This window comes from Desemzia sp. FAM 23988, assembly GCF_045528365.1.
Lineage (GTDB): Bacteria > Bacillota > Bacilli > Lactobacillales > Carnobacteriaceae > Desemzia.
This window is the reverse complement of sequence record NZ_JBGQQS010000010.1, coordinates 70,594-94,090: the sequence shown is the minus strand read 5'-3', so window position 1 is coordinate 94,090 and position 23,497 is coordinate 70,594. Positions and strand designations below refer to the sequence as shown.

Here is a 23,497-nt window from a genome sequence, read left to right as displayed (position 1 = left end):
CTTGTGTAATATTACCATGTAAATGCTTATTTGGCAACAAATTTAACCGGAGTATCCAATGAACACGTTTCCTTATTAAATGAAAGGGGTTCAATAGACACATCCGGTTCTTATTTTATTCTACTCTGCTTTCAGTGCTTCAACCACTGATAATAAATCAGTTCCAAAACTAGATTTGATCAAAATATAATCATCTAACGCTAATTTTTGTTTTACTTCTTCTATTAAAGGGTGTTTGTCTCCTGTAAAGTGATGGATATTTTCTTTGGCAAATCGTCCTTCACTCAGCAAAGCTTCTTGTAATACTTTCATTTCCGCTCCATATAAATAAACTTCATTGATTTTAGTTGGATCCAAAGCCTCTTTGACACTGACATGCAATTCTTCTGACAAATCGCCCAGTTCCAGCATGTCCCCTAAAACAACGTATTTTTTTCCATTGCTTTCTAATTGACTGAAATTTTCGATGACCAGTTTCATAGCTGTTGGGTTTGCATTATAAGAATCATTCAAAATCATACTTCCATTGATTCCTTTATCCCACTCCGTACGATTCTTAGTCAATTGAAACTTAGCCAAAGGCGTGTAACTTTCCTTAACTGGGATATCCAGTGCCATACCCGCTGTTAAAGCAGCTAGAGCATTATTGACATTGTAAGTACCCAAGACAGGAATTTTCACTTCAATAGATGAATCTACGTTTGTAACAAATGACGTCTCGCGCATTTGATTTTTCACTTGTAACGGATAAATATCATTTGACTCTTTGGTACCGAACGTTTTTCGTTGAATCCCTTTTAATTTTTTTACTCTTTCTTCCAATAATTCTTCTTCTCCCGGATAAATCAGTAAGCTGTTTTCTTTCATCCCTGACGTGATCTCCATCTTTGCATCTGCAATATTGGCGCGAGAACCTAGAAACTCGATGTGTGATTCTCCGATCATCGTAATGATGGCAATATCTGGTTCTGCAATTCGAGAGAGGACTTCGATTTCTCCTTTGTCGCTCATACCCATTTCTAAAATCACTACTTCTGTGTCAGCAGGCATGCTTAAAATTGTAATCGGAAGTCCTATTTGGTTATTAAAATTGCCTTGGGTCTTATAAACACAGTAACGGCTGGACATAACAGCATCGGTCATATCTTTCGTGGTCGTTTTCCCGTTGCTTCCTGTAATAGCGACCACTTTAGGACCCACTTTTTTCAAATAATAATGGGCTAATTCTTGTAACGCGATTAATGTATCTTCTACTAGAATTACCGGAAAATCTGCTGGTGCATCTTCCAAAGGAGCACTCCATAATGCAGCTTTTGCACCATTCTCGATTGCGCTTTGGATAAACTGATGTCCATCGCTCTCTCCAATCAATGGAACAAATAAAGAACCGGAAACCATTTTTCGAGTATCAAAGCCAACTGCTGTAATTTCCACATTATCCCATTTGCTTGTGTCGTTTAAACTCTTTAAAGCTTGGGCAGTTTCTTTTACTGATAAAGAAATCATTGTTATTCCTCCATAAAAAAAGAGGCTGGACTGAAAATGCATAGTCAAGCCCCTTTAGCCTATTATTTTTCTTTTACTTCATTGCATCATAATTTTTTTGTTGAAACCCTTGGCGTTCTTCAAACCGTTTCAAGGCTAATTGAATCAATTCTTCCACCAAGTCGCCGTAATGCAAACCTGTATTTTTCCACAATAATGGATACATACTATATGCAGTAAACCCAGGCATTGTATTGATCTCATTTACAAAGATCTCTCCATTATTTGTTAGGAAGAAGTCGCAACGACTTAATCCATTTCCATCAATCGCTTGGAACGCACGAACTGCGTACGACCTTAATTTAGCGGTCAGCTCTTCGGTTAAAGCAGCTGGTATTTGCATTTGCACTTCATTGCTGATGTATTTTGATTCATAATCATAAAAATCTACATCTTTCAGTAATTCTCCTGGGACAGATGTATGAATGTCATCATTACCCAATAAAGCTACCTCAACTTCTCGCGCTTCTTCGATACCCTGCTCGACTACCACTCTGCGATCATATTGGAAGGCCTGACGAACGGCTTCTTCCAGTTCTTCACGATTAGTGGCTTTATTGATTCCTACGCTGGATCCCATGTTTGCTGGTTTAACATACATCGGATAAATCAATGAACCTTCACAACGAATAAAGACTTGTTCCCGCTGGTTTTCCCAATCAAATTTAGTGATCGGTTCATAAGGTACCTGGGGCAGTCCCGCTTGATGGAATAAGTGTTTTGTAACAATCTTATCCATACCGGCAGCGCTGGCTAACACTCCAGCCCCAACATAAGGCATATTCAACACTTCAAATAAACCTTGTACAGTTCCATCCTCTCCATTCGGCCCGTGAAGAGCTGGGAAAATGACGGCGTTTTCTTCTTGGATCTCGCTCGGTTTAACCAGTTGGCCGGTTGATGATACAAGATCATCTTTCGTAAATCCTTTTTGTTCTGATGGTTCCATACGCAACGCTTTCGCTGACGTAATTTCATCCGCTTGGTGTACAATCGGTCCTCGAATCCATTGGCCAGTTCGAGTAATGTAAATGGGTTCCACTTCATAATATTGATAATAAATTTCTTGAATGATAGAGTATGCAGTCAATATAGATATGTCATGCTCTGCACTTTTCCCACCATATAAAAGAAAAATTTTCATTATTGTTCCTCCACGTTTCGGACTTATCATTATAAATCAGTTATTAGCGATAATTCAGCTGTAATTGTATCATATTTCAATTTAGAATCCTAGGTTTCCTAGGCGTTAAATATTTGTGACACAATGCCCTTTTTATGCTGTCCGATACTTCTTTCAGCTAGTAGTCCTTACTTTTACAAACTTGGAGCCAAAGGTTGCAATTCCTTGATTGACCACTTTTGTTCTTGGTGATCATAAAGCACCAAAGACATTAACTCGCTTTCTTTCATTTGGGATTGCAAATTTCGAACTCGATCTTCTACTAAGTAAACCCCTATTTCTGAAACAGTGTCTCGAGAAGTTATTTTCGAAAAAGACAGCGCAGCACCTTCTCTCAACAGAGGTGTCAGTTCATGGGTCAGTTCAAGTGGAATGGTTTCGATTTTTTTCGGTTTTTTAAATAGAATCCGTTTTTCATTGACACACTCATTTACTCGATTCGTAATTTCCCGAGCAAAAAAATCATAAAATAAATTTAAATCACGACAGTAAATTTTTGTAAAGCCATCTGCTAAGGTAAGTACGATAAAGTTATTTTGCAGCTTGTAATAGAAAGGTGAGTGCAGCGAAGTATAAGCATGTGCAACATAAAGCAATTCAGAGATTTCTACAGGTGTTAATTCGTGTAATAAATCCAAGCTTTGAAAATCAATCCATTTGCCCAGTTTTTTAATGTATGTGTGGTAAGCTTCACTAGTTAAAAATTCTTCCACTTTTTGTGCTCCACGAATTACCCGAAAGCCCGTATGAGAATCGTATTCGCCGGTGTCTTTTGCAGCATTCAGCAACAATAGATTCTTCAGTGGTTGTTGTATAATGTCCTTATAACCTGAAAAGCTGACCCCTTTGTTCAAAACTGAATTAGAGACGCTGTCCAAGTGGACATAAATAAAATCGTTTTCCACAATACATTCTCCTCGTGTTATAGTCATCTTTATTGTACTACAAAATTCCTCTCATACTGTATCAATATGATGAAAATAACGTTACAATCTCGCTTAAGTCTGTCCGTCAATTTTATTTTTAAGTCAAAAAAAACTCTTCGAAAAAGTTTCGAAGAGTTTTGACCAATCATCACAATAAAGGATAGTTGATTTATTTTTCTTTGTTTGTATCTGCAAGACCATATTTCTTGTTGAAACGGTCCACACGTCCATCTGCTTGAGTAAATTTTTGACGTCCAGTGTAGAACGGGTGAGAATCAGAAGAAATTTCAACACGGATTAATGGATATGTGTTTCCATCTTCCCATTCAACTGTTTCATCTGAAGATTTAGTTGATCCTGATAAAAATTTGTACCCTGTAGTTGTATCCATAAATACAACTTGATTATATCCTGGATGGATTTCTTGTTTCATAGTTATATCTCTCCTTATGCCCTGGATCATTTGCTGAACCAGAGTTATTCGCTGTTTTTTTCACAACAATAGCATATTATCATGTTTAGCAGATGATTGCAATTAATTTTTCTGACCTTGATTAAGAGTCTTTTACTTTACTCCATCGCAATGCTATCGACGATTATTCCGATAGTTTTTAGGCTGGGCCAATGCTGAAGCCGAGAAAGTGTCAAAGAACTCATTATTTGTTTTCGCTTTTCTTAAAGCTCGAATAAATTGATCCGTAAACTCTAAAGATTCTCCCGTCATTGCATGACGTACTTTCCAAATCGACTCTACGCGACTTCCGCTAAGCAACAATTCTTCTTTTCGAGTTCCAGATTTTTTGATATCGATTGCCGGAAAAATACGTCTTTCCGCCAATTCTCTTGAAAGATGCAGTTCAGAGTTCCCAGTCCCTTTAAACTCTTCATAGATAATATCATCCATACGGCTTCCTGTATCGACTAAAGCGGTAGCCAATATCGTTAAACTTCCACCTTCTTCAATATTACGAGCAGCCCCAAAGAATTTTTTAGGTTTGTACAAAGCAGCTGGATCGATACCACCGCTTAATGTCCGTCCACTTGGAGGAATGACTAAATTATAAGCTCTTGCTAAACGAGTGATGCTGTCCATTAAAATCACTACGTCTCGCTTATCTTCCACCAACCGCATAGCTCTTTCAAGAACAAGTTCCGAAACACGGACATGATTTTGAGGCATTTGGTCAAAAGTAGAAGATACGACTTCACCTTTAACCGTACGTTCTAAGTCAGTCACTTCTTCTGGTCGTTCATCGATCAGCAATAAAATCAGTTCGACATCTGGATAATTCTCTGCAATTCCATTAGCAATGTCTTTCAGCAAGACTGTTTTACCAGCTTTTGGCGGTGCAACTATTAATCCACGCTGTCCAAAACCAACTGGAGAAACGACATCTATGATCCGAGTAGAAACCTTTGTTTGAGCTGTTTCTAAGACAATCTGTTTGTCTGGATAAAGAGGTGTCAGGGCTGGAAAATGTGACCGTTCTTTTGCATCTTCAGGATTCTTATCGTTTACTAAGTTAACATGCATCAAACCATAATATCGTTCAGATGGTTTAGGAGGTCTAGCTTTACCTGAAACTTTGTCTCCATTTCTTAAACCAAAACGTTTGATCTGAGAGCCGGAAATATAAATATCTTCTTTACTAGGTGTGTAGTTGATTGGACGTAAAAACCCAAAATCTTGTTGGTCCATAATATCCAGTACACCTTCTACAATAAAGAAGCCTTGTTTCTCCTCCTGTGCACGAATAACTGCTAAAGAAAGCTCTTTTTTATTCATTTGGCTGTAATAGGGAATTTTTAATGCTTTAGCATATTGGTAAATTTCCTTTAGTGTTTTGTTTTCTAATTCCTTCAATGTTAAGATTTCATCCATAAATTTGCCCCTCACTCCAGTCTTTTATTAAAATGAGTTGCGCATGGCAGACTCTCTATGACTTCATTTTTTCTTTTAGTTGGGAAAAAATGAAGTCTACAAAAGTCTAAGCGCCATGCGCCACGCTCTGCTCTCTATTTAAACGAGCTGCGAAGAGCAGCCTTCCTATGATTTCGTTTTAACTTGTTATTGGCAAAAAACGCCAATGACAAGTTAAAATCGAACTCTACGGAAGTCTAAACGCTCTTCTCTGCTCTCTATTAAATGAGCTGTGCAAACCAGTTCTTCTATGAGTTCGATTTTCAGTTTTTATTGGGAAAAGCACCCAATTAAAACTGAAAGTCGAACTCTACGAAGGCCTAAACGGTTTGTTCCGCTCTCTATTCTTCTATCATTTCAATATCTGCTCCGAGGTTGGTCAGTTTTTCTATGATATGATCATAACCTCTGAGGATATTTTCAACGCCAGTGATGGTCGTTGTTCCTTGAGCCATTAATCCGGCAGTAACTAAACATGCTCCTGCTCTTAAATCACTCGCTTCAACTTCCACACCAGTTAATTCGTTTGGACCCTCTAAGATAATAATATCACTTTCTACTCTCGCTTTGGCACCCATACGCACTAATTCCGGAATATGTTTAACTCGTTTAGGATAAATCGTATCTTTGATGATCGATTCTCCGCCTGCTTTAAGCAGTAAAGGAGTAAGAGGTTGTTGCAAATCTGTTGCAAATCCAGGGTAAGGTACAGCTTTGACAGAAACAGGTTTTAAGTCAGTCGCTTCTTTAACACGCACGCTGTCTTCTCCAATTTCCATCGGTACGCCCATTTCTTCCATTTTTGCTAATAGACCTTCAATGTGTTCTACGATAACGCTTTGTACAAGAACATCTTTCCCAACTGCTCCAGCCATGGCTAGGTAGGTACCTGCTTCAATACGATCTGGAATAATCGTATGACGACAGCCATGCATTTCTTCGACACCTTCGATACGAATTACATCCGTACCTGCTCCACGTACTTTAGCTCCCATATTATTCAATAAAGTAGCTACATCAATAATTTCAGGCTCTCTGGCTGCATTTTCAATAATGGTTTTGCCTTTTGCCTTAGCCGATGCCAACATTACATTAATGGTTGCTCCGATAGACACGACATCCATATAAATCCGCGTTCCAGTCAATCCTTCTTCTGAAGTTTTTAAATACATAGCTCCCATTTCATTGTCTACAGTAGCTCCTAAAGCTCTAAAACCTTTTAAATGTTGATCGATTGGACGAGGACCTAGGAAACAACCTCCAGGTAAACCAACAACACCTTTTCCAAACTTAGTTAATAAAGCACCCATAAAATAATAAGAAGCTCTTAAACTTTTTATTTTACCATTGGGCATCGGAATCGAAATCATTTCTGTGGGGTCTACCACTAATGTAGAACCATCAAAATTCGTTTTTACATTCATATCATTTAATATTTCAATCAATGAGTGCACATCTTGAATATCAGGCACACCTTCTAACGTTACCGGTGAGTCTGCAAGAATTGTAGCTGGGATCAATGCGACAGTACTGTTTTTAGCTCCACTAATGGTGATTTCTCCAGACAATTGTTTACCACCACGGATGACAATTTTTTTCATTTGTTTCATTACCTCACTTATAGTTATACGTTCGTTTTATTTTTTTGGATGATCAATCTAGTTCTATTCAATAAGGATCACACGATTTTCGTTTTCTTAGTAACTCTCTTGACAGCCTACTACCCTTACTCTATACATAAAAATTGGAAGACCACAATCAAAAAAAGATTCTTCGCTAAATCTCTTCTCACTCTGATAAATGATATTACTCTAACTACTTTTGTAGTTTTGTTGTTCCGTGCTATGAGAAATGAGATCAATGAAAATAAAATTGGTGACTAGCGAAGATTCAGCGAATCTGGCCACTTAGAAAAAAGGGCTCTTTGATACGCAGCTTTTGAGGATGTATGCTCTCCTGTTCAGTTTTATGGCAGTATAAAAAACTGTAAGACATTAGCACTATTCTACTACATCGCACCTTATCTGACAACTATTATAGACCAAACAAACGCTTCAAACGGAAAGTTGAAACAACTTTAACCAAGAAAATATTTTTGTCATATCCTGTCATCGCTGTGTTATATAGCGGCAGAGGTCAAAAGCAACGAAATAGTGTCTAAAAAATGATCATAGTCAGCTTTTTTTCAACAAAAAAACCTTCTCCCGAAGGAAAAGGCATTAATCATCTATTTAAAGTCATGCATTAAGCTTGGCCAGATGAACCAAATTCACGCATTTTTGCTTTTGTTGTTGCAGTAATATCTTCTTTACCTGGTCCAACAATTTTACGTGGGTCGTAAACTGTCGCATTGTTTGCGATAACTTCACGAGTTTTCTTAGCCCAAACTTGTTGTAATTCAGTATTAACGTTGATTTTAGTGTGGCCGTATTCAATAGCTTTTTTAATTTGGAATTCTGGAATTCCTGATCCACCGTGTAATACTAATGGAGCACCAGTTAATTCAGAGATTTCTTTCATTTCATCAAAACCTAGTACTGGTTCGCCATCGTAATCCCCATGTACAGAACCTAGTGCTGCTGCTAATGCATCAATACCAGCTTCTTCAACCATACGTTTGCATTCTTGAGCGTCTGCATATAAAACTCCGCCTGTAACGCCATCTTCAGTACCACCAACAGACCCAACTTCAGCTTCAACTGAAGCGCCTTTTGAATGAGCATATTCTACAACAGATTTTGTTGCTGCAATATTTTCTTCAATTGGGAATTTTGAGTTATCGATCATTACTGAAGAAAATCCAGCATCGATAGCTGCAGTACAGTTTGCTAAAGACGAACCATGGTCTAAGTGCAACGCTACTGGAACTGTGATTTCCATAGTTTCCATTAAAGCTTCCACCATAGCTGCTACTACTTTAAAACCGCCCATATATTTTGCTGCGCCTTCTGAAACCCCTAAAATTACCGGTGATTTTTCTTCTTGTGCAGCAGTCAATACAGCTTGAGTCCATTCTAAATTGTTGATGTTGAATTGACCAATTGCGTAGTGACCTTTCAACCCTTTTTGTAACATATCTGTCATGCTTACTAAACGAGTCATACTTTGTTGCCTCCTCAGAGATATCTTTGTGTGCTAATGAACTTAGCCGACGCTCCAATTGTACCAGACTCTAACTTATTTTTCCATGAAAATTGAAAAAAATAACGTGTTTTCATTATGTCTATTTAAAATAGACAATTAGTCTCACTACTTTTCTCTGCAAAAAAACTCTCTATTCCTTTTTGAATAGAGAGTTTTTTGTGCCATGGGTTAAAGATGGGACCTAACGAAGATTAGAAATCTTCTTCATCTTGTTCGTCATCTTCATCTTCAATCAATGTTAAATCGCCTTCTACACCATCCGGCAATTCATCTTCTTCGTCATCGTCTGCTCCTAAAGCTGACAAGTCTTCTTTGTATTCGCCAAGGTCTTCCTCATCTTCCTCATCAATCAAGACACCATGATCAGATACATCTACACGTCCACCATAAACAGTTCTTTTGTCGTCCTCTTCTTCATCTTCTTCAACGACTTCTTCTTCTTCTTCGTATTCGTCAGAGTCTTCAGGATCATCTGCATTGTAATCAATTTCGTCACCATAAGCAGTTTTAGCTTTTTTACGACGGCGTGGTCTTTCGTCTTCGTTATCATTATCATGAGTTAATTCTTCATCAATAGAATCGATTGGATACCATGAACGTAATCCCCAGCGGTTATCTCCAAGGGAAATAAAACTACCATCAATATTTAAGTTTGTATAAAATTGCGGCATTTCTTTTTCAACTTTTTCATCTGTTAAATCTAAGTAATCGATAATTTCTTTCAACAAATCCGTGAAATCCATGACTTCACCTGTTTGTTCCAAAATAGCATGAGCAACTTCAATCATTGACAATTCACTTCTAATTTGTCCATCAAATTGTGTTAGTTCCATTAAAGTTCCGTCCTTTCAAGAGTCTACTCTCTATCTTACAATAGTTAAACAGTAAAAAGCAATTGTAAATTGTATTCTCCTAACTTTTCTTTTCCCATAAACAAATCGTATCCGATAAATACCTTCCCAGAGAAAGGATTGTCTGTGTAGCTGATCTGCAATTGTCGGGTCACCGTGTCTACATAAACTCCACCTTGTGGAGTACGATAAAGCGTCTCATAGCTTTTTCCTTGCTCGAATTTTAAGCGAGTGGTCATTTCGCCTTTACGCGTTAAAGTGACGATACCATTCGGTTCAATTTTAAATGTGACAGGAATTCGTCCTTGCTCCTCATAGTTTTCCTCATAACGTATATAATATGAGCCTCCCATTTGAACAACTTTTCCTTTTTCATCGAAGACAAATTTTTCTGTATCATTATTTTGAGTGATAGCTGTCTCAACGTGTATTTTTGCCGGCATTCCTTTTGTTAAATCCATTTTTTCACCTCTAGCAGTTTTCTATCTGTCTGGTTTTGACACCTTACTTCATCAAGTCTCTTCTATTTTAGCATAGAAATCTCTCTTACTTTACTAAATTCTCTTAACGAATGACTTTCCCTAAATAAATCCTTCCAAGTCTTTGCGTTTATTTCCCTATTTCTGATACTCATTTGGTATAATAATGGCAATTAGACTATTAACTAGTCATTTTATATAGATGGCTGATAAAGATTGGAGTACGTCAAACGCATGACTTCTTTAAAAACAACCGATTATATTGCTCAGCAATCGTTTCTTCAATACGATGCAGAAACAATGCCTTTTAAAAATCAAACCATTTCCCATTTCGCTTTAGCAGATGCTCTACTGATAGCTGCAGGAAAAAATCAGGAATCGATTATCCATTTTTGGCCGACTTCGAATTTGATTATTTTGGGAATGATGGACACTAAATTGCCCTTTTTCAGCAAAGCTTTAGCGGTTTTGAAAGATGCCGGAGCAGATTATATCGTCCGCAACTCCGGGGGATTAGCTGTGGTGGGCGACGAAGGGGTGCTCAATTTCTCCATTATTTTACCTGAACGCGATAACCAACGCATCCCGATTGATGAAGGCTATTCTATCATGCTATTGCTGGTTCATTTAGCCTTAAAACAATACGGAAAGACAATTGAAGCCTATGAAATTGAAGATTCTTATTGTCCCGGAGACTTCGATTTGAGTATCGGCGGCAAGAAATTTGCCGGCATCGCACAACGTCGAATAAAAAACGGGATTGCTGTTATGATTTATATCAGTGTAAATGGAAACCAGACTAAGCGAGCTGAATTGATCCGCGACTTTTATCAAGTTGGTTTACAAAATGAAACAGTGAAATGGCATTACCCCAACGTTGATCCGCAAGTCATGGCCACCTTGGAAGATCTCCTGGAGGTCACTATGACACTCAGCGATATGAAAGAACATATTTTAAAAGCTTTATCTGAAATGAATAGTACTGTTTCTAAAGGAAATTATTCAGATGAAATCATGGAAGACTACGAAACAGCTTTTAAAAAAATGATCCGCAGAAATGAACAAATGCTCCAAGACAAACTAGACAGGAGGCTGTTGGATGAACCTAATGTATGAAACCAATCAGTTATTACCAATGGAACAAGTTTTTAGAGATCCGGTTCATGATTATATTCATGTTCAGCACCAAGTTATCCTAGATTTGATCAACACAAAAGAATTTCAACGTTTGCGCCGTATCAAACAATTAGGGACTACCTCTTTCACTTTTCATGGCGGAGAACATTCTCGCTTTGGTCATTCCCTTGGAGTCTATGAGATCACGCGCCGCATTTGTGACAAATTCTTGCGTAATTATGCTATGAAAAACCCTGGAGATGGTGGCTGGGATGACAATGAACGATTGGTTGCACTGTGTGCGGCACTCTTACACGATATCGGACATGGCCCTTATTCACATACTTTTGAAAGTATTTTCCATACTGATCACGAAGAATTGACGGTAGCGATTATTCTTTCCTCAGAAACTGAAGTCAATCAAGTGTTGTCTCGGGTCAGTTTAGACTTTCCTGCAAAAGTAGCCAGCGTGATTGAAAAAACTTACCCTAACCCTCAGGTCGTGCAATTGATTTCCAGTCAGATCGACGCTGACCGGATGGATTACTTGATACGAGATGCTTATTTTACCGGAGTCAATTACGGCACTTTTGATTTGACCCGTATCTTGCGTGTAATCCGACCTTATAAAGACGGGATTGCTTTTCAGATACAAGGAATGCATGCTGTTGAAGATTACATCGTCAGCCGCTATCAAATGTACATGCAAGTTTATTTCCACCGTGTCTCTCGGGGGATGGAAGTTATTTTGGACCATTTACTGAAACGAGCTAAAACAGTCTACGAAAATCCAGAAGTTACCTTTAAACACAGTTTTTCTCTATTGGTACCCTTTTTTAAAGAAGAGTTCACTTTGAAAGACTATCTGGCTTTAGATGATGGTGTTTTAAATACGTACTTTACATTATGGCGTGACGATCAAGACCCTATTTTAAGTGATCTGGCATCGCGCTTTTTAGACCGGAAACCTTTTAAATCAGTCACTTTTTCAAAAGAAACCGATACAGATATTCTGGATAAGCTGAGTGAGTTGATTCAAAAAGCTGGTTACGACACAGAATACTACACAGCTGTCAACAATAGTTACGATTTGCCATATGACTTTTACCGTCCCGAAACAGACAATGAAATTACTCAAATCGAATTGATCTATCCTGATGGAAGTTTTATCGAATTGTCTAAAGCCAGTGCACTGGTCACTTCCATCGCTGGAAAAGAATACGGCGACGAGCGTTTTTATGTCCCGAAAGAGTTTCTAAAACCGGACAAATCAATGGAAATCACGTTGTTTGAAGAATTGTATGCAGGCTTTTCGCGCTACATTAAAAATGGAGCTGTTTACCATCCAACCGACAATAATTAAAAAAGGAGTTTTGTTTTGTGAAAATCTCATTAATTGCCCTAGATTTAGATGGTACCTTATTACTGCCTGATAGAACCGTATCACCAAAAGTAGCTGAGACGCTAGCTATTGCCCAATCAAAAGGCATCAAGCTTGTTCTCTGCTCTGGAAGACCATTGCCCGGCGTATTACCGCTACTGGAAGAATTGGATCTGCAAAACGAAGGCGACCACGTCATTACCTATAATGGCGCTTTAGTTCAGCAGTCAAATGATGGTAAAATCCTTGCTCACCATACAATGGACTATGAAAATTTTCTTGAAGTAGATGGACTTGGTCGAGAGTTGGGTATTCATTGTCACGCAGTAAACGACACTGGAGTGTATACGACCAATAAAGATATCAGTTACTACTCTGTAAGAGAATCTTTCTTAACCACTGTTCCGCTTCGTTATCGTTCAGCTGAAGAAATGGATCCATCGTTATTGATCAGTAAAATCATGTTTGTGGATCCCAAAGAAATTTTAGAAGAAGCTATTTCTAAAATTCCGTCAGCATTCGCTGAAAAATATACTTTACTGAGAAGTGAAGACTTTTTCTTAGAAGTATTGAATAAATCCGCTAGCAAAGGACAAGCACTCAGGGATTTGGCAGCTATTCTGAATATTCCCAGAGAAGAAATCATGGCGATTGGCGACAATGGAAATGATTTGGACATGTTGGAATTTGCTGGAATGGGAGTGGCTATGGGAAATGCTTCTCTTGCTGCTAAAGAAGCTAGTGATTACGTCACGGACAGCAATGTTCATGATGGCGTAGCAACCGCTATTGAAAAATTTGCATTCTAAAAAATTGATTGACTAAAGAGGAGCTCTAATAAAAATGCCGATAAAATTAATTGCTATTGATATTGATGGAACATTATTGACACCTGAAAGAGTGATCAGTAAACGCGTAAAAGAAACTTTACTAAAAGCTAAAGAAGCTGGAATCAAAATTGTATTGAGCACTGGGCGCCCCTTACCAGGAGTGACAGATTACTTAACAGAATTAGATCTAAGAAACAACGGCGACTATGCCATCACGTATAATGGTGCATTAGTCCAGGATACACATACAGGAGAAGTCATTTCTCATCATACTTTAGATATTGACGATTTTTATCGTGTAGAAGAAATGAGTCGAAAAGCCGGTGTGCATTACCATACGACTACCCAAGATGCTATGTATACTTCTAATAAAGATATCAGTGCTTATACTGTACGTGAAGCTATGTTAGTTCAAATGCCTTTAAAATATCGTGCTGTGGAAGAAATGGATAAACAGATTTCAATCAGTAAAATGATGATGATTGATGAACCAGCTGTTTTGGATGAAGGAATCAAACGATTGTCGAAGGATTTTGTTGATCGCTATACTGTTTTGCGAAGCGAACCTTTTTATTTAGAAATCCTCCATCCTTCTGCCAGTAAAGGACAAGCTTTAAAAAGCCTTATCGATATATTAGGTTTCACTCAAGATGAAGTAATGGCCATAGGCGATAATGAAAATGACTTAGACATGATCGAATTTGCAGGTCTTGGAGTAGCTATGGGAAATGCGGTCCCTAAAGTAAAAGAAAATGCCACTTATGTAACCGACACGAACGCAAATGATGGCGTAGCAACTGTCATTGAAAAATTTGCTTTGATGCCCTGATCTCTCAATAGCAAAAATCGTTTTATTCGCATTCTGATCTGTACTTTGTATAATGAAAGATGTAAGAATAAATAAGTGAGAGGAGATTTTATCAAATGACTGAATCAGAAGTAAAATATTCCACTACTGCGATTAATGTTGGAGGCCGCGTCGGAGAAAGCCGCTTACCAGATGGCTCTTTTTCTGTAAAAGTATCTACTCCAAAAGAAATGGGCGGTCCAGGACAAGGAAGCAACCCAGAACAATTATTTGCCTTGGGGTACAGTGCTTGCTACCACTCAGCACTAGAACACTACAAAAAAGAAGAAAAAATTTCCAATAAATCAGAAGTTACACTGACCATCAACTTATTAAGTGACCCAACTGACGGAGGATTTAAATTATCTGCTGTTATCGAAGTAGCCATTGAAGGTCTGGAAGATGCAAAAGTACAAGAGTTGGCAGAAAAAGCCCACCAATACTGCCCTTATTCAAAAGCAACGCAAGGAAATATCGACGTTACTGTAAAAACAAAAGAATACATTGGCGAGGAATAAGCGCTAGCTACAAAAAAAGCCGTTGAGAGTTGAGTCTCAACGGCTTTTTTTGTTTCAAATGAGAAAAAGAAATTACCGTTGAGCGAATTGTTCAACAGCCCAACGGTGACTTCCTCTTTTTAATAAAGAAATAGCTTCAGGAATGGTTGTCCATTTCAACGTGTTGAAATCTTCTAACGGTTCGCTGACCCTGCTCCATGAAGTTGCCACGTAAAAGTGTGCAGGATTATGATAATATCGTTTGCGATGTGATGAGTAATAGTACTCATCTGCTTCCCCTAAGTATTCTCCTACTGTGATTTCAAACCCAAGTTCTTCCATTGCCTCACGCTCGAGTGTCTCAACGTGTGTTTCATTTCGTTCTCTTTCTCCCCCTGGCAACAGATAAGAACCATTCGGAGGTGAAACCAGTAAGATTCTGTCGTGTGTTGGATTCAACACAATCAAGTGAATACCGACTCTTAACGTATACGTTATTCCATCAATCTTTTCTCCAAATCGCTTGATTGTCATCTCATCCACTGTCCCCTTTTTCTTTTTCTCATTTTATACTCATTATCTTAACCATTTTCACAATTTTAGTCAATACATTGCTCATCTTTCCTACTATTCATTTTCTTTATACCTTAATTCCAATGGTTGACTCAAATCTTTTAAATAGATTTTTTGATTTTCCTCAAGGCTTAATTCCTTCTCAGGTTCCACAGAGACCATTTCACCTGTCTCTTCACTAAACTCCGCTATTCCGCCCAATTCAAATACACGCGGCTCTGTCGTATCATCAAATACATACAAATAACCACTCAATGGCAGTTCCGGTATGATATAAGTACCAACTTCTAGATGTTCTCCCGCTTCCCACACACCGTTGGTCAGTAAAACATCCATTTTTGACAAAGAGAGAGCTGTTTCTTCTTCCACAAATCGACTTTCACTGGCTCCTATTTCAACAGAAATATCTTCCCCCATCAAAACTAGTTTATTGCCTTCATACAAATCCATTTCTAAAAAAGACGTCTCAAAAGGAGTCAATAATTCTTCAAATACTAAATTTCCAGTTTCATCCGTCACTCGCAATGTTGCGTTATTCATTAGATGCGGTTCCATAAGTTCGCTTACATAACGGAATTGATAACGTCCTTCAGATAAGTCTTCTCCAACCGTATATTCGCCTGAATCAATCCCAACGAATCTCTTTTCAGTCAGCGGGAAGGAAGGTCTCAGCAAATCTTCGCTAAATGGTTCTAGGATAAAAAGTTCTTTTCCTGCCCCAATGACTTCTTTATGATTATTGTAAGCAGCAATGGCAGCCTCATCTGCTTCAATAGCATTCCCATCATATTTTTCCGGAATCAGACCTGTCCAACTGGCACAGCCAGAAAGCAGCAAACAACCTCCCACAAAGAAAACACTCAATAGACTAGCTTCCTTAAGGTGTTCTCTCATTTGGTTCCCTCCTCGCTTCTACTTCAGAATCTCCATAGAGGTGAGTGTAATATTCCGAAGTTCCTAAAGAACCCACTTCTAGTCCTGCTGTTTTCACACTTCGCAAGAGTTGGAACAATTCTAGTTCTTGTTGCTGGGTATACTGAGCTAAAGGAATGCAAATTTTAGAATGATTTAAGCGAATGGTTCCTTCAGGAAGTCCCCACTTCTCCATCAGTTCAGCTTGCTGCTCTGCATTCAGGGATATTTTATAATAATCCGGAGCTGCTGCATGTCGATCGTAAACAAAATGAATCCCGCCTTTTTTCAAGAATAAAATCCGATCAGCGTATTCATCTAGATTGTCCAATAAATGCGACGACACAAAGATGATTTTCCCTTCTCTTTTCAATTCTTGTAAAATTTTGGAGACTAAATCCACATTTTCCGGATCCAAACCATTCATCACTTCGTCCATTAACATAATCGGCGTATCTGCAGCAATCATCATCGCAAAACACAACCGTTGTCTCATCCCCAAAGAATAGGTGTCTACTTTTCTACCCACATATCCTTTCATCTGCAATCGATCGATAATCGCATCTACATCGCTTTTGTCTTTTTTCCAAATATTAGCATACATTTGGATGTGTTCTTTTCCAGAAAAGTTCTCATGCAAGTCAGCTTGGTCAGGAAAGAAAGTAACTTTTTTATGCAATTCCAAAACATCTTTTGCAGTGTCTGTATATTCTTTTTCATCAATCAATATATGACCTGCACGTATAGGAATAAAACGCATGATGGCATTGAACAAAGAAGTTTTCCCTGTTCCATTAGGAGCTACCAATCCTATGATCTGTCCATTTTCTAAAGTCAATTCTACATCATCCAATATTACTCGGTCCCCATAAGCAACCGTCAAGCCTTTGATTTCTAAGCTCATGATACCTTCCTCCTCTTCAATCCCATGGTTTTAGTCGGAATAAAGTTAAATACGACTGTAAATACTCCTTCTAGTATGAGTAGATAAACCAGCAACAGAAGCAGCATTTTCCAACTAGTGACCGAAGCTAAGCCAAATTTTTCTGCACTTGATCCTCTTATGACGGGCACAATTTGCAAATAAAGAGAGGGCTGCCATGAACTAAAGGGCTCGACTAGTTGCCAGATGGAAGGGATGAAATAAACACTCACTACTAAACCAATGGTTAAGTAGACATTCCGAATGATCCAGCTTAGACCAGTAGCCAGTAACAAGACCACATAACTAAGAAGCATTCCAAATCCAATCAACAACAGGATGTATTGCCAGGTAGCTAGGTATTCCATCCCTTCTCTGTTATAGATGGCTATGGGGTACCATAAGCTTCCAGCTGTTTCGCGCAATAAGCTGATTGTGTAACTGATGCCCATGCCAAGGATCGTTACCGACCACATCAATAGCCACAACTGCATGCTGCGTTGATGCCATTGTTTTTTCCAAGAAATCGGAATCCCTTGTGTCACACTCCAATTCTTTTTCTGATCTTGTGTAAACCGATCAGCTGCTAATAGGCCGGCGAATAAAAACAACACGATTCCTACAATGAGCTCAGCTTGTTGGTAAAACACTTGGCTGGCAGAATACGGATTCCACTCAATGTCCAATTGATGATGATCTAAATAATGATAAAAAGCTAGTTCTTGCTGAAGAGTTTCACGGTCAGGCAAGATGCTTGTCAAAATCGTATAGGAATCAAAATCAGTCATTTCCCATAAGCGCTGTTGATTTTCTGCAATGGTTCGTCCGTTATCTAAGTAATTGTCTACCACCGATGCCATCGCTTCTACCGTGTTGCCTTCTTTTTCGGATAGAATATAGCGTTGCATTCCATAAAGCCTTTGTTGTTGCGCTAAAAGATTGTACGCTTCTTCTCCTAATGCTCCTTCAAAGTGTGATTCTGGAATAATGTGAAACAGTTGTTGCGTGATGCTATATTGTTCCCTTACTTGATCTAGTGGCAAATCTAAATTTTGTTGGCGGTAAAATAACGAAAAAGAACTAAAAAATAGAAAGAACGCTATTAAAACGATTCGTGTTTTCCAGTCCCTTAATAATTTTCGCCAATGCCATTTCGCTAAACCCATCTTTTTCCCTCCTTTATCTCACAAATCGCTGACGATGAATAAATTTGGTCGCCAATACTAATAAGCTTTCAATAACGAGTACCGTCCCTACCATCACTAAAAGACCTCTATCCATCGTAATCGTTGATGTATTCAATAAGAAGTTCTTCTCTCCACTAACCACTTTCCCAAAATCAATATAGGTTTGTGGGAAAAAACTTAAATCAATGCCTAAGATATCTCGCATCCGTCGACTGTAATACAACTTCTCAAAAACAACCGCAAATACGCCAAGAGTAAGCACCACCACATCATTTTTGAATAACAAGCTGAACAGTACCGATAATCGAACCATTACATAAATGAACAAGACTAAAAAAGGAAACACTTTTATCACAAAGGTTCCAATCTCCATCAAGCCAAACACAGCATCATTGGTCGTGTAATCCGAACTATATGTATACAAAGGTACTTTTAGATCTAAACTTCCGAACCCAAATAAAATCCCATTGACTAAAAAGAACCATATAAAGACTACTGCAAAAAATAAACACACAAAGCAAAATGCAGCCATAGATTGTACCCATAGATATTTTCTCCAATTGTAAGGAATGCCTGCTTTTTGAGTTCGAGCTTCTCTTTCTCCTGTGGTCACATCACTCACCAAGAAAACAGTTAGAATGAGAATAATCAGCGGTCCCCAGTTAAGAAAAAATAAATGAATTTGCTGCCATGCTGTTTTTTCCTGGACCAAATGAAACGTAATAGCTGGTATTTCTTCTAAATAACTATTTAACCGAAGCCGTTTATTACTTTGGTCGTAATGCAAATCCTTCATAGGTTCTTCCGAATTTTTTAAGTAATCATCCATTATTTCTTTGCTCAAATCTTCTGGCAGATAATTTAACTGAATATATTGACGAACATTCCCTGTATCTACAGCTATTTTAAAAGCCCTTTGTTGTTCGAATTTGTTTTTGGCTTCTCCATATGTGGATAAGCCAGTGTAGTTATTGGACTCTGTACTCCCTGCTTCAAATTGAGCTTTCATCAATCCTTGATTTCCCAACAAATCAATTTCCAATCGTTCCATGTCTACGGTATCCATTGGTTCTGTATTCGGTAAAATGAGTCCTGAATAAATCAGTACTCCTAAAAAAGCGATAATCCACACTAAACGGTTCTTTTTGTTCCTTACCATTCTTTTAAACGTTTTGACAAAAACTACCTTCGCTATCATCAACTCACCCTTTTAAGTAGACCTCTTTAATGAACTTACGTTATATTATTATAGCATAGTGTGAAAAAGATGATAGTTTTATCATGTAAAAACTATTGGATATTAGACTGACTCTTTGCTTAAATAGTGTCTAGGTTTATTTTGAAGGAGGGTTGGATGCACAAAAAAACAGACTCATTTCTATAAAAGAATCGAGTCTGTTTCTGTATTTTCTATTTAGTCTTTCAACTGCATGGCTTTGCGAATCGTAGGGTTATTTACAACAAAATAAATTACCGCTACACGTACCGGAGCAAGAATGGCATTTTGGATCAAACGTGCTGGTAAAATCGCTAAAGCTGCTTCTTCCGTTAAAATATATACCCATAATGTATTTAACCCTAAATTGACGAAGATTGTAATCACCAGTACGGCTAAACTAATCCGCCATAGCGATTTAGCCTTATTGTGCAGAAAAACACCATAGATAAAGCCGCCTAGAAATGCCGATAGAGTGAAGCCTGGGAAAAATGGTCCAGAACCACCGAATAAAAAGATACCGGCGATATCGGTCAATGCTCCAGCTATCCCTGCTGCCATTGGTCCAAACAACATCCCGATCATTGCAGTAGGCAAAAAGCCAAATCCGATGCGTACAATCGGTGTTTGAATGGAAACAAAGCGTGTCAAAATAATGTCTAGCGCCATCAGCAAAGCAATCTTTGAGATGGTTCTAGCATCAAACTTCATTTTTTTCATATTGAAGATCCCCTTTACGAGCTCCCCACATATCTATTATGCAGCGAATGCGAAAATAAAACCGCAAATCGACAGAGTCAATTTTTCGTCCGAGAGGCAACATCCCATCCTCTCAGCACTTAACGCTTTATTTCCTACTCTGTTTTTTTGAAGACAGTTGTCTATCTTCCATAGGCAACTATACACTGTTTCCTCACTTTCTACAACGGATTTCTCGGCAAATGCATTCGGAGTTTCTAATGTTATTTAGAAAAAACTGGTTTACTAGTCAAGCAAAGATTTGTTTCGCGCTCACTTGATGAATAAAATGGATTTATTCTGCAAGCAAGCTCTTATTTTGTCTTGATTTGATGAGCAAACTCACTTTACTAGTCAAGTGATCTCCCATTCGTTCTTCACTTGAAGAATAAACGCCTCTCCTTCCTCCTAAATCACCCTTTAAGATTTTTTTAACCGGAAATTTTTTTTGGAACGTGAAGTTTCTATTTATTTTTTTCATTATTTTATCATTTTCCTGTTGACTTCCTCATAAATGACCGGTATATTAATAAACAAGTTCACACATACAAAAACACGATGAAAAGAAGAGTAAGTTTGGCAACTCTCATTAGAGAGCTTATGGTTGGTGAAAATAAGCAGACGCGCCTGACAGAAGATGGTCTTTGAGTGGAATAAGCGACTATCCAAGAGATATAGCTTATTACGGGAAGCACCCGTTACAGTGCCCCAGTATGAAAAGATGCATTTGTCTTTTGTACTGATAGAGGTAAACTTAGCAATAAGTTTATAAATTAAGGTGGTAACACGAAGCGACTATAGCTATCGTCCTTAACAACGGTCATTGAATGACTGTTGTTAAGGACGATTTTTTTTACAATTAAATAACTCTTTCTACTAACGCATTGACGAGAAAAGTACTTCTTTAAAAAGCAACAACAGAGAGCCTGAATTGCTGAGAACAGGTTTGCTAGACATCGAAGGAAAATGGCCTCTGAGCGGGATACCGAATGCTGAAAAGCACAAGGCTATCATGGGCGCACCCATTACAGTGCTAGAGTCTCTGAGCAATTTGTTCAGGTACTTGATGAGGAGATTTCTGTGAGGGAATCTTGAAAAAAGGTGGTAACACGAACAAAAAAGCGTTCGTCCTTTTCTATAAACAATTATAGAAAAGGACGAGCGCTTTTTTTATTAGAGAACGAAGAAAAGCGTTTAGCTTATAGACGCGAAAGCTGCCATGCGCAGCTCGTTTCTTATAGAGAGCGGGGCCAGCCGTTTTGACTTCCGTAGAGTTCATTTTCTGCTTTTAGTTGGTGGTTTTTACCAACAAAAAGCAGAAATGAAATCATAGGAAGTCAGGCTTGCGCAGCTCGTTTCAAAAACAGAGAGCAGTAAAAAGCATTTAGCTCTTGTACCAGTTGAGAAAAAATTTGAGGAGGACATTAAATGATTACATTAAAAGATATTGGAGTTACTTTTGGAAGTGCAAATGCACCAATTAAAGCTGTTGAAGAGGTTTCGCTTTCAGTAGATAAAGGAGATGTTTATGGAATTGTCGGATACAGTGGTGCCGGAAAAAGCACGTTGGTTCGAACAATCAACTTATTGCAACGCCCTACTAGCGGAAAAGTAATCGTTGCTGGAAAAGATCTTTTGGCACTAAATCCTAGCGGGTTGCGGGCTGCGCGGAAAAAGATTGGAATGATCTTCCAACACTTTAATCTGATGGATTCGCGCACCGTAGCTGGCAATATTGCTTATCCCCTACGTAAGTCAGGGCTTAGCAAATCAGCTATTCAACAAAAGGTAGCCGATTTACTTGATTTAGTAGGACTTTCAGACAAAATCGACGCTTTTCCTTCTCAACTTTCCGGTGGGCAAAAGCAACGAGTAGCTATAGCAAGAGCATTAGCGAATGATCCAGATGTGCTGCTTTGTGATGAAGCCACAAGTGCTTTAGATCCTAAGACTACCCTTTCTATTTTAAGCTTGTTGAAAGAATTGAATGAGCGCTTGTCATTAACTATCGTCATCATTACTCATGAAATGCAAGTGGTCAAAGAAATCTGCAACAAAGTAGCTGTAATGGAAAATGGGCATGTTGTTGAAGACGGGGATTTGGTTTCTATTTTCACTCAGCCAAAAGAGCAAATCACAAAAGAATTTATCAATACCGCTACTCATGTGGACCAAGCATTAGAAAAAATATTGAACCACCCTACTCTATTGAACTTGCAAGGAGACGATACCTTAGCCAACATTTCTTATGTCGGTTCCAATACCAGCGAACCTTTAATCGCTACTTTATCCAGTCGGTTCCATGTCTCTACCAATATTCTCTTTGGGAATGTGGAGATATTGCAAGAAACGCCGGTAGGAAATTTATTGGTCGTTCTGTCTGGAGAACCCGCTCAAAAACAAAAAGCCTTGTCTTATCTAGCCAGTAAAGACGTTGCTGTGGAGATTCTGACAAGTCAGTCTGAAAAAGTCATTCAATTCAAACTAAAACAAAAAATTGGTTAAGGGGGAAATGAATCATGTCTCAATTCTTAAATACGTATTTTCCAAATGTGATTGAAATTCAAGATGAAGTGATTGAAAGTTTTATCCAAACAATTTATATGGTCTTATTGACTGCTGCTATTGCGGGAGTTTTAGGAATCTTCCTAGGGATTATTCTAGTGGTTACAGGACCTAAAGGAATCCTCGTAAATAAGCGTATCTATAATTTTTTAGATCAAGTTATTAATATTTTTCGTTCCGTCCCCTTCATTATTATGATGACATTGATCGTGCCTTTCACACGATTGGTTGTAGGAACTTCCATCGGGACTTCTGCTGCTATTATTCCTTTAATCGTAGGGACAACACCATTTTTTGCTCGACAAATACAAAATGCTTTACTAGAAGTTGACCCTGGTGTAATTGAAGCCGCTGAAGCGATGGGCTCGAGTCCTCTTGAAATTATTTTTAGAGTGTATTTGAAAGAAGGGTTAACGCCCATCATTCGTGTTTCCTCTTTAACGATTATTAATTTAGTGGGGTTAACAGCAATGGCAGGAGCTATTGGTGGTGGTGGCTTAGGAAACTTGGCTATCGCGCGAGGATACAATCGATTCCAAACGGATGTCACTCTTGTAGCTACTTTACTAATTCTGTTGATCGTTTTTATCAGTCAGGCGCTTGGAAATTATTTGGTCAAAAAAACCAGTCATTAATCAAACTAAAACACATTAAAAGGAGAAAT

23 protein-coding genes, 1 riboswitch and 2 other annotated features are annotated in these 23,497 nt (G+C 38.3%); of the genes, 7 read left to right on the top strand and 16 right to left on the bottom strand.

The features are described 5' to 3' along the window. Positions 1–120: 120 nt before the first annotated feature. The 9 genes from murF to ACEN4L_RS07565 form a co-directional block, all read right to left on the bottom strand. Positions 121–1,506 (bottom strand): UDP-N-acetylmuramoyl-tripeptide--D-alanyl-D-alanine ligase, encoded by a 1,386-nt coding sequence (gene murF / locus ACEN4L_RS07605; RefSeq protein ID WP_407096729.1) that lies wholly within the window; start codon positions 1,504–1,506, stop codon positions 121–123. A 73-nt stretch (positions 1,507–1,579) separates the two neighbouring features. Continuing rightward, the gene (locus ACEN4L_RS07600) at positions 1,580–2,689 is read right to left on the bottom strand and encodes a D-alanine--D-alanine ligase (protein WP_407096728.1); all 1,110 of its coding nucleotides are present in this window, start codon (positions 2,687–2,689) and stop codon (positions 1,580–1,582) included. 173 nt (positions 2,690–2,862) lie between these two features. Continuing rightward, entirely contained in the window at positions 2,863–3,633 is a 771-nt protein-coding gene (locus tag ACEN4L_RS07595) for a hypothetical protein (RefSeq protein ID WP_407096727.1), read from the bottom strand. A 190-nt stretch (positions 3,634–3,823) separates the two neighbouring features. Next, positions 3,824–4,087: a type B 50S ribosomal protein L31 gene (locus ACEN4L_RS07590; protein WP_407096726.1), complete on the bottom strand. Its 264-nt coding sequence runs from the start codon at positions 4,085–4,087 to the stop codon at positions 3,824–3,826. Positions 4,088–4,240: 153 nt separating this feature from the next. Continuing rightward, a complete protein-coding gene (gene rho, locus ACEN4L_RS07585; protein ID WP_407096725.1) occupies positions 4,241–5,536 on the bottom strand; it encodes a transcription termination factor Rho in 1,296 nt (431 codons plus the stop codon). A gap of 380 nt (positions 5,537–5,916) precedes the next feature. Then, positions 5,917–7,176 carry a UDP-N-acetylglucosamine 1-carboxyvinyltransferase gene (locus ACEN4L_RS07580; protein WP_407096724.1) on the bottom strand — a complete coding sequence of 420 codons (1,260 nt, stop codon included), beginning with the start codon at positions 7,174–7,176 and terminating at the stop codon, positions 5,917–5,919. A 643-nt stretch (positions 7,177–7,819) separates the two neighbouring features. Beyond that, positions 7,820–8,677 carry a class II fructose-1,6-bisphosphate aldolase gene (gene fba / locus ACEN4L_RS07575; RefSeq protein ID WP_407096723.1) on the bottom strand — a complete coding sequence of 286 codons (858 nt, stop codon included), beginning with the start codon at positions 8,675–8,677 and terminating at the stop codon, positions 7,820–7,822. 233 nt (positions 8,678–8,910) lie between these two features. Further along, complete coding sequence (gene rpoE / locus ACEN4L_RS07570; RefSeq protein ID WP_407096722.1) at positions 8,911–9,552, bottom strand: DNA-directed RNA polymerase subunit delta; 642 nt, start codon at positions 9,550–9,552, stop codon at positions 8,911–8,913. A 44-nt stretch (positions 9,553–9,596) separates the two neighbouring features. Further along, positions 9,597–10,031: a DUF1934 domain-containing protein gene (locus ACEN4L_RS07565; RefSeq protein ID WP_407096721.1), complete on the bottom strand. Its 435-nt coding sequence runs from the start codon at positions 10,029–10,031 to the stop codon at positions 9,597–9,599. Between the two features lie 252 nt (positions 10,032–10,283). Here ACEN4L_RS07565 and ACEN4L_RS07560 point away from each other — a divergent pair, with 252 nt between their 5' ends. From ACEN4L_RS07560 to ACEN4L_RS07540, 5 genes are all read left to right on the top strand, one after another. Further along, positions 10,284–11,165, top strand: coding sequence for a biotin/lipoate A/B protein ligase family protein (locus ACEN4L_RS07560; protein WP_407096720.1), 882 nt, complete (start codon positions 10,284–10,286; stop codon positions 11,163–11,165). Further along, entirely contained in the window at positions 11,149–12,528 is a 1,380-nt protein-coding gene (locus ACEN4L_RS07555) for an HD domain-containing protein (protein ID WP_407096719.1), read from the top strand. Before ACEN4L_RS07560 ends, ACEN4L_RS07555 begins: the two co-directional genes overlap by 17 nt. A 17-nt stretch (positions 12,529–12,545) precedes the next feature. Further along, entirely contained in the window at positions 12,546–13,355 is an 810-nt protein-coding gene (yidA, locus tag ACEN4L_RS07550; protein WP_407096718.1) for a sugar-phosphatase, read from the top strand. Positions 13,356–13,389: 34 nt separating this feature from the next. Beyond that, positions 13,390–14,205 carry a sugar-phosphatase gene (gene yidA / locus ACEN4L_RS07545; RefSeq protein WP_407096717.1) on the top strand — a complete coding sequence of 272 codons (816 nt, stop codon included), beginning with the start codon at positions 13,390–13,392 and terminating at the stop codon, positions 14,203–14,205. Between the two features lie 95 nt (positions 14,206–14,300). Beyond that, entirely contained in the window at positions 14,301–14,741 is a 441-nt protein-coding gene (locus ACEN4L_RS07540; protein WP_407096716.1) for an organic hydroperoxide resistance protein, read from the top strand. A gap of 72 nt (positions 14,742–14,813) precedes the next feature. Here the strand turns inward: ACEN4L_RS07540 and ACEN4L_RS07535 are convergent, their stop codons facing one another. From ACEN4L_RS07535 to ACEN4L_RS07505, 7 genes are all read right to left on the bottom strand, one after another. Beyond that, complete coding sequence (locus ACEN4L_RS07535; protein WP_407096745.1) at positions 14,814–15,254, bottom strand: NUDIX hydrolase; 441 nt, start codon at positions 15,252–15,254, stop codon at positions 14,814–14,816. A gap of 93 nt (positions 15,255–15,347) precedes the next feature. Next, positions 15,348–16,187, bottom strand: coding sequence for a hypothetical protein (locus tag ACEN4L_RS07530; protein ID WP_407096715.1), 840 nt, complete (start codon positions 16,185–16,187; stop codon positions 15,348–15,350). Beyond that, positions 16,171–17,109: an ABC transporter ATP-binding protein gene (locus tag ACEN4L_RS07525; RefSeq protein ID WP_407096714.1), complete on the bottom strand. Its 939-nt coding sequence runs from the start codon at positions 17,107–17,109 to the stop codon at positions 16,171–16,173. The genes ACEN4L_RS07530 and ACEN4L_RS07525 overlap by 17 nt, the downstream gene beginning before the upstream one ends. Further along, positions 17,106–18,293 (bottom strand): hypothetical protein, encoded by a 1,188-nt coding sequence (locus ACEN4L_RS07520; protein WP_407096713.1) that lies wholly within the window; start codon positions 18,291–18,293, stop codon positions 17,106–17,108. Before ACEN4L_RS07520 ends, ACEN4L_RS07525 begins: the two co-directional genes overlap by 4 nt. A 13-nt stretch (positions 18,294–18,306) precedes the next feature. Then, positions 18,307–19,512 (bottom strand): hypothetical protein, encoded by a 1,206-nt coding sequence (locus ACEN4L_RS07515; protein WP_407096712.1) that lies wholly within the window; start codon positions 19,510–19,512, stop codon positions 18,307–18,309. A 216-nt stretch (positions 19,513–19,728) separates the two neighbouring features. Next, positions 19,729–20,250 (bottom strand): folate family ECF transporter S component, encoded by a 522-nt coding sequence (locus tag ACEN4L_RS07510; RefSeq protein WP_407096711.1) that lies wholly within the window; start codon positions 20,248–20,250, stop codon positions 19,729–19,731. Positions 20,251–20,289: 39 nt separating this feature from the next. Next, a riboswitch (THF riboswitch) is annotated at positions 20,290–20,394 on the bottom strand. A 169-nt stretch (positions 20,395–20,563) separates the two neighbouring features. Further along, positions 20,564–20,749, bottom strand: a complete 186-nt coding sequence (locus ACEN4L_RS07505) for a hypothetical protein (protein ID WP_407096710.1) — start codon at positions 20,747–20,749, stop codon at positions 20,564–20,566. Positions 20,750–20,817: 68 nt separating this feature from the next. Then, positions 20,818–21,083: a binding site (T-box leader), on the top strand. A 60-nt stretch (positions 21,084–21,143) separates the two neighbouring features. Further along, positions 21,144–21,404, top strand: a binding site (T-box leader). Between the two features lie 292 nt (positions 21,405–21,696). Between ACEN4L_RS07505 and ACEN4L_RS07500 the strand changes: the two genes are divergently transcribed. Then, positions 21,697–22,773: a methionine ABC transporter ATP-binding protein gene (locus ACEN4L_RS07500; protein ID WP_407096709.1), complete on the top strand. Its 1,077-nt coding sequence runs from the start codon at positions 21,697–21,699 to the stop codon at positions 22,771–22,773. A gap of 14 nt (positions 22,774–22,787) precedes the next feature. Beyond that, a complete protein-coding gene (locus tag ACEN4L_RS07495) occupies positions 22,788–23,468 on the top strand; it encodes a methionine ABC transporter permease (RefSeq protein WP_407096708.1) in 681 nt (226 codons plus the stop codon). Positions 23,469–23,497 lie beyond the last annotated feature (29 nt).

Bases quoted from the DNA above. Each gene is read 5' to 3' on its own strand.
- murF (WP_407096729.1), bottom strand. From the start codon at position 1,506: ATGATTTCTTTATCAGTAAAAGAAACTGCCCAAGCTTTAAAGAGTTTA.
- ACEN4L_RS07600 (WP_407096728.1), bottom strand. From the start codon at position 2,689: ATGAAAATTTTTCTTTTATATGGTGGGAAAAGTGCAGAGCATGACATA.
- ACEN4L_RS07590 (WP_407096726.1), bottom strand. From the start codon at position 4,087: ATGAAACAAGAAATCCATCCAGGATATAATCAAGTTGTATTTATGGAT.
- rho (WP_407096725.1), bottom strand. From the start codon at position 5,536: ATGGATGAAATCTTAACATTGAAGGAATTAGAAAACAAAACACTAAAG.
- ACEN4L_RS07580 (WP_407096724.1), bottom strand. From the start codon at position 7,176: ATGAAAAAAATTGTCATCCGTGGTGGTAAACAATTGTCTGGAGAAATC.
- fba (WP_407096723.1), bottom strand. From the start codon at position 8,677: ATGACTCGTTTAGTAAGCATGACAGATATGTTACAAAAAGGGTTGAAA.
- rpoE (WP_407096722.1), bottom strand. From the start codon at position 9,552: ATGGAACTAACACAATTTGATGGACAAATTAGAAGTGAATTGTCAATG.
- ACEN4L_RS07565 (WP_407096721.1), bottom strand. From the start codon at position 10,031: ATGGATTTAACAAAAGGAATGCCGGCAAAAATACACGTTGAGACAGCT.
- ACEN4L_RS07560 (WP_407096720.1), top strand. From the start codon at position 10,284: ATGACTTCTTTAAAAACAACCGATTATATTGCTCAGCAATCGTTTCTT.
- ACEN4L_RS07555 (WP_407096719.1), top strand. From the start codon at position 11,149: ATGAACCTAATGTATGAAACCAATCAGTTATTACCAATGGAACAAGTT.
- yidA (WP_407096717.1), top strand. From the start codon at position 13,390: ATGCCGATAAAATTAATTGCTATTGATATTGATGGAACATTATTGACA.
- ACEN4L_RS07540 (WP_407096716.1), top strand. From the start codon at position 14,301: ATGACTGAATCAGAAGTAAAATATTCCACTACTGCGATTAATGTTGGA.
- ACEN4L_RS07535 (WP_407096745.1), bottom strand. From the start codon at position 15,254: ATGACAATCAAGCGATTTGGAGAAAAGATTGATGGAATAACGTATACG.
- ACEN4L_RS07530 (WP_407096715.1), bottom strand. From the start codon at position 16,187: ATGAGAGAACACCTTAAGGAAGCTAGTCTATTGAGTGTTTTCTTTGTG.
- ACEN4L_RS07525 (WP_407096714.1), bottom strand. From the start codon at position 17,109: ATGAGCTTAGAAATCAAAGGCTTGACGGTTGCTTATGGGGACCGAGTA.
- ACEN4L_RS07520 (WP_407096713.1), bottom strand. From the start codon at position 18,293: ATGGGTTTAGCGAAATGGCATTGGCGAAAATTATTAAGGGACTGGAAA.
- ACEN4L_RS07515 (WP_407096712.1), bottom strand. From the start codon at position 19,512: ATGATAGCGAAGGTAGTTTTTGTCAAAACGTTTAAAAGAATGGTAAGG.
- ACEN4L_RS07510 (WP_407096711.1), bottom strand. From the start codon at position 20,250: ATGAAAAAAATGAAGTTTGATGCTAGAACCATCTCAAAGATTGCTTTG.
- ACEN4L_RS07505 (WP_407096710.1), bottom strand. From the start codon at position 20,749: ATGAAAAAAATAAATAGAAACTTCACGTTCCAAAAAAAATTTCCGGTT.
- ACEN4L_RS07500 (WP_407096709.1), top strand. From the start codon at position 21,697: ATGATTACATTAAAAGATATTGGAGTTACTTTTGGAAGTGCAAATGCA.
- ACEN4L_RS07495 (WP_407096708.1), top strand. From the start codon at position 22,788: ATGTCTCAATTCTTAAATACGTATTTTCCAAATGTGATTGAAATTCAA.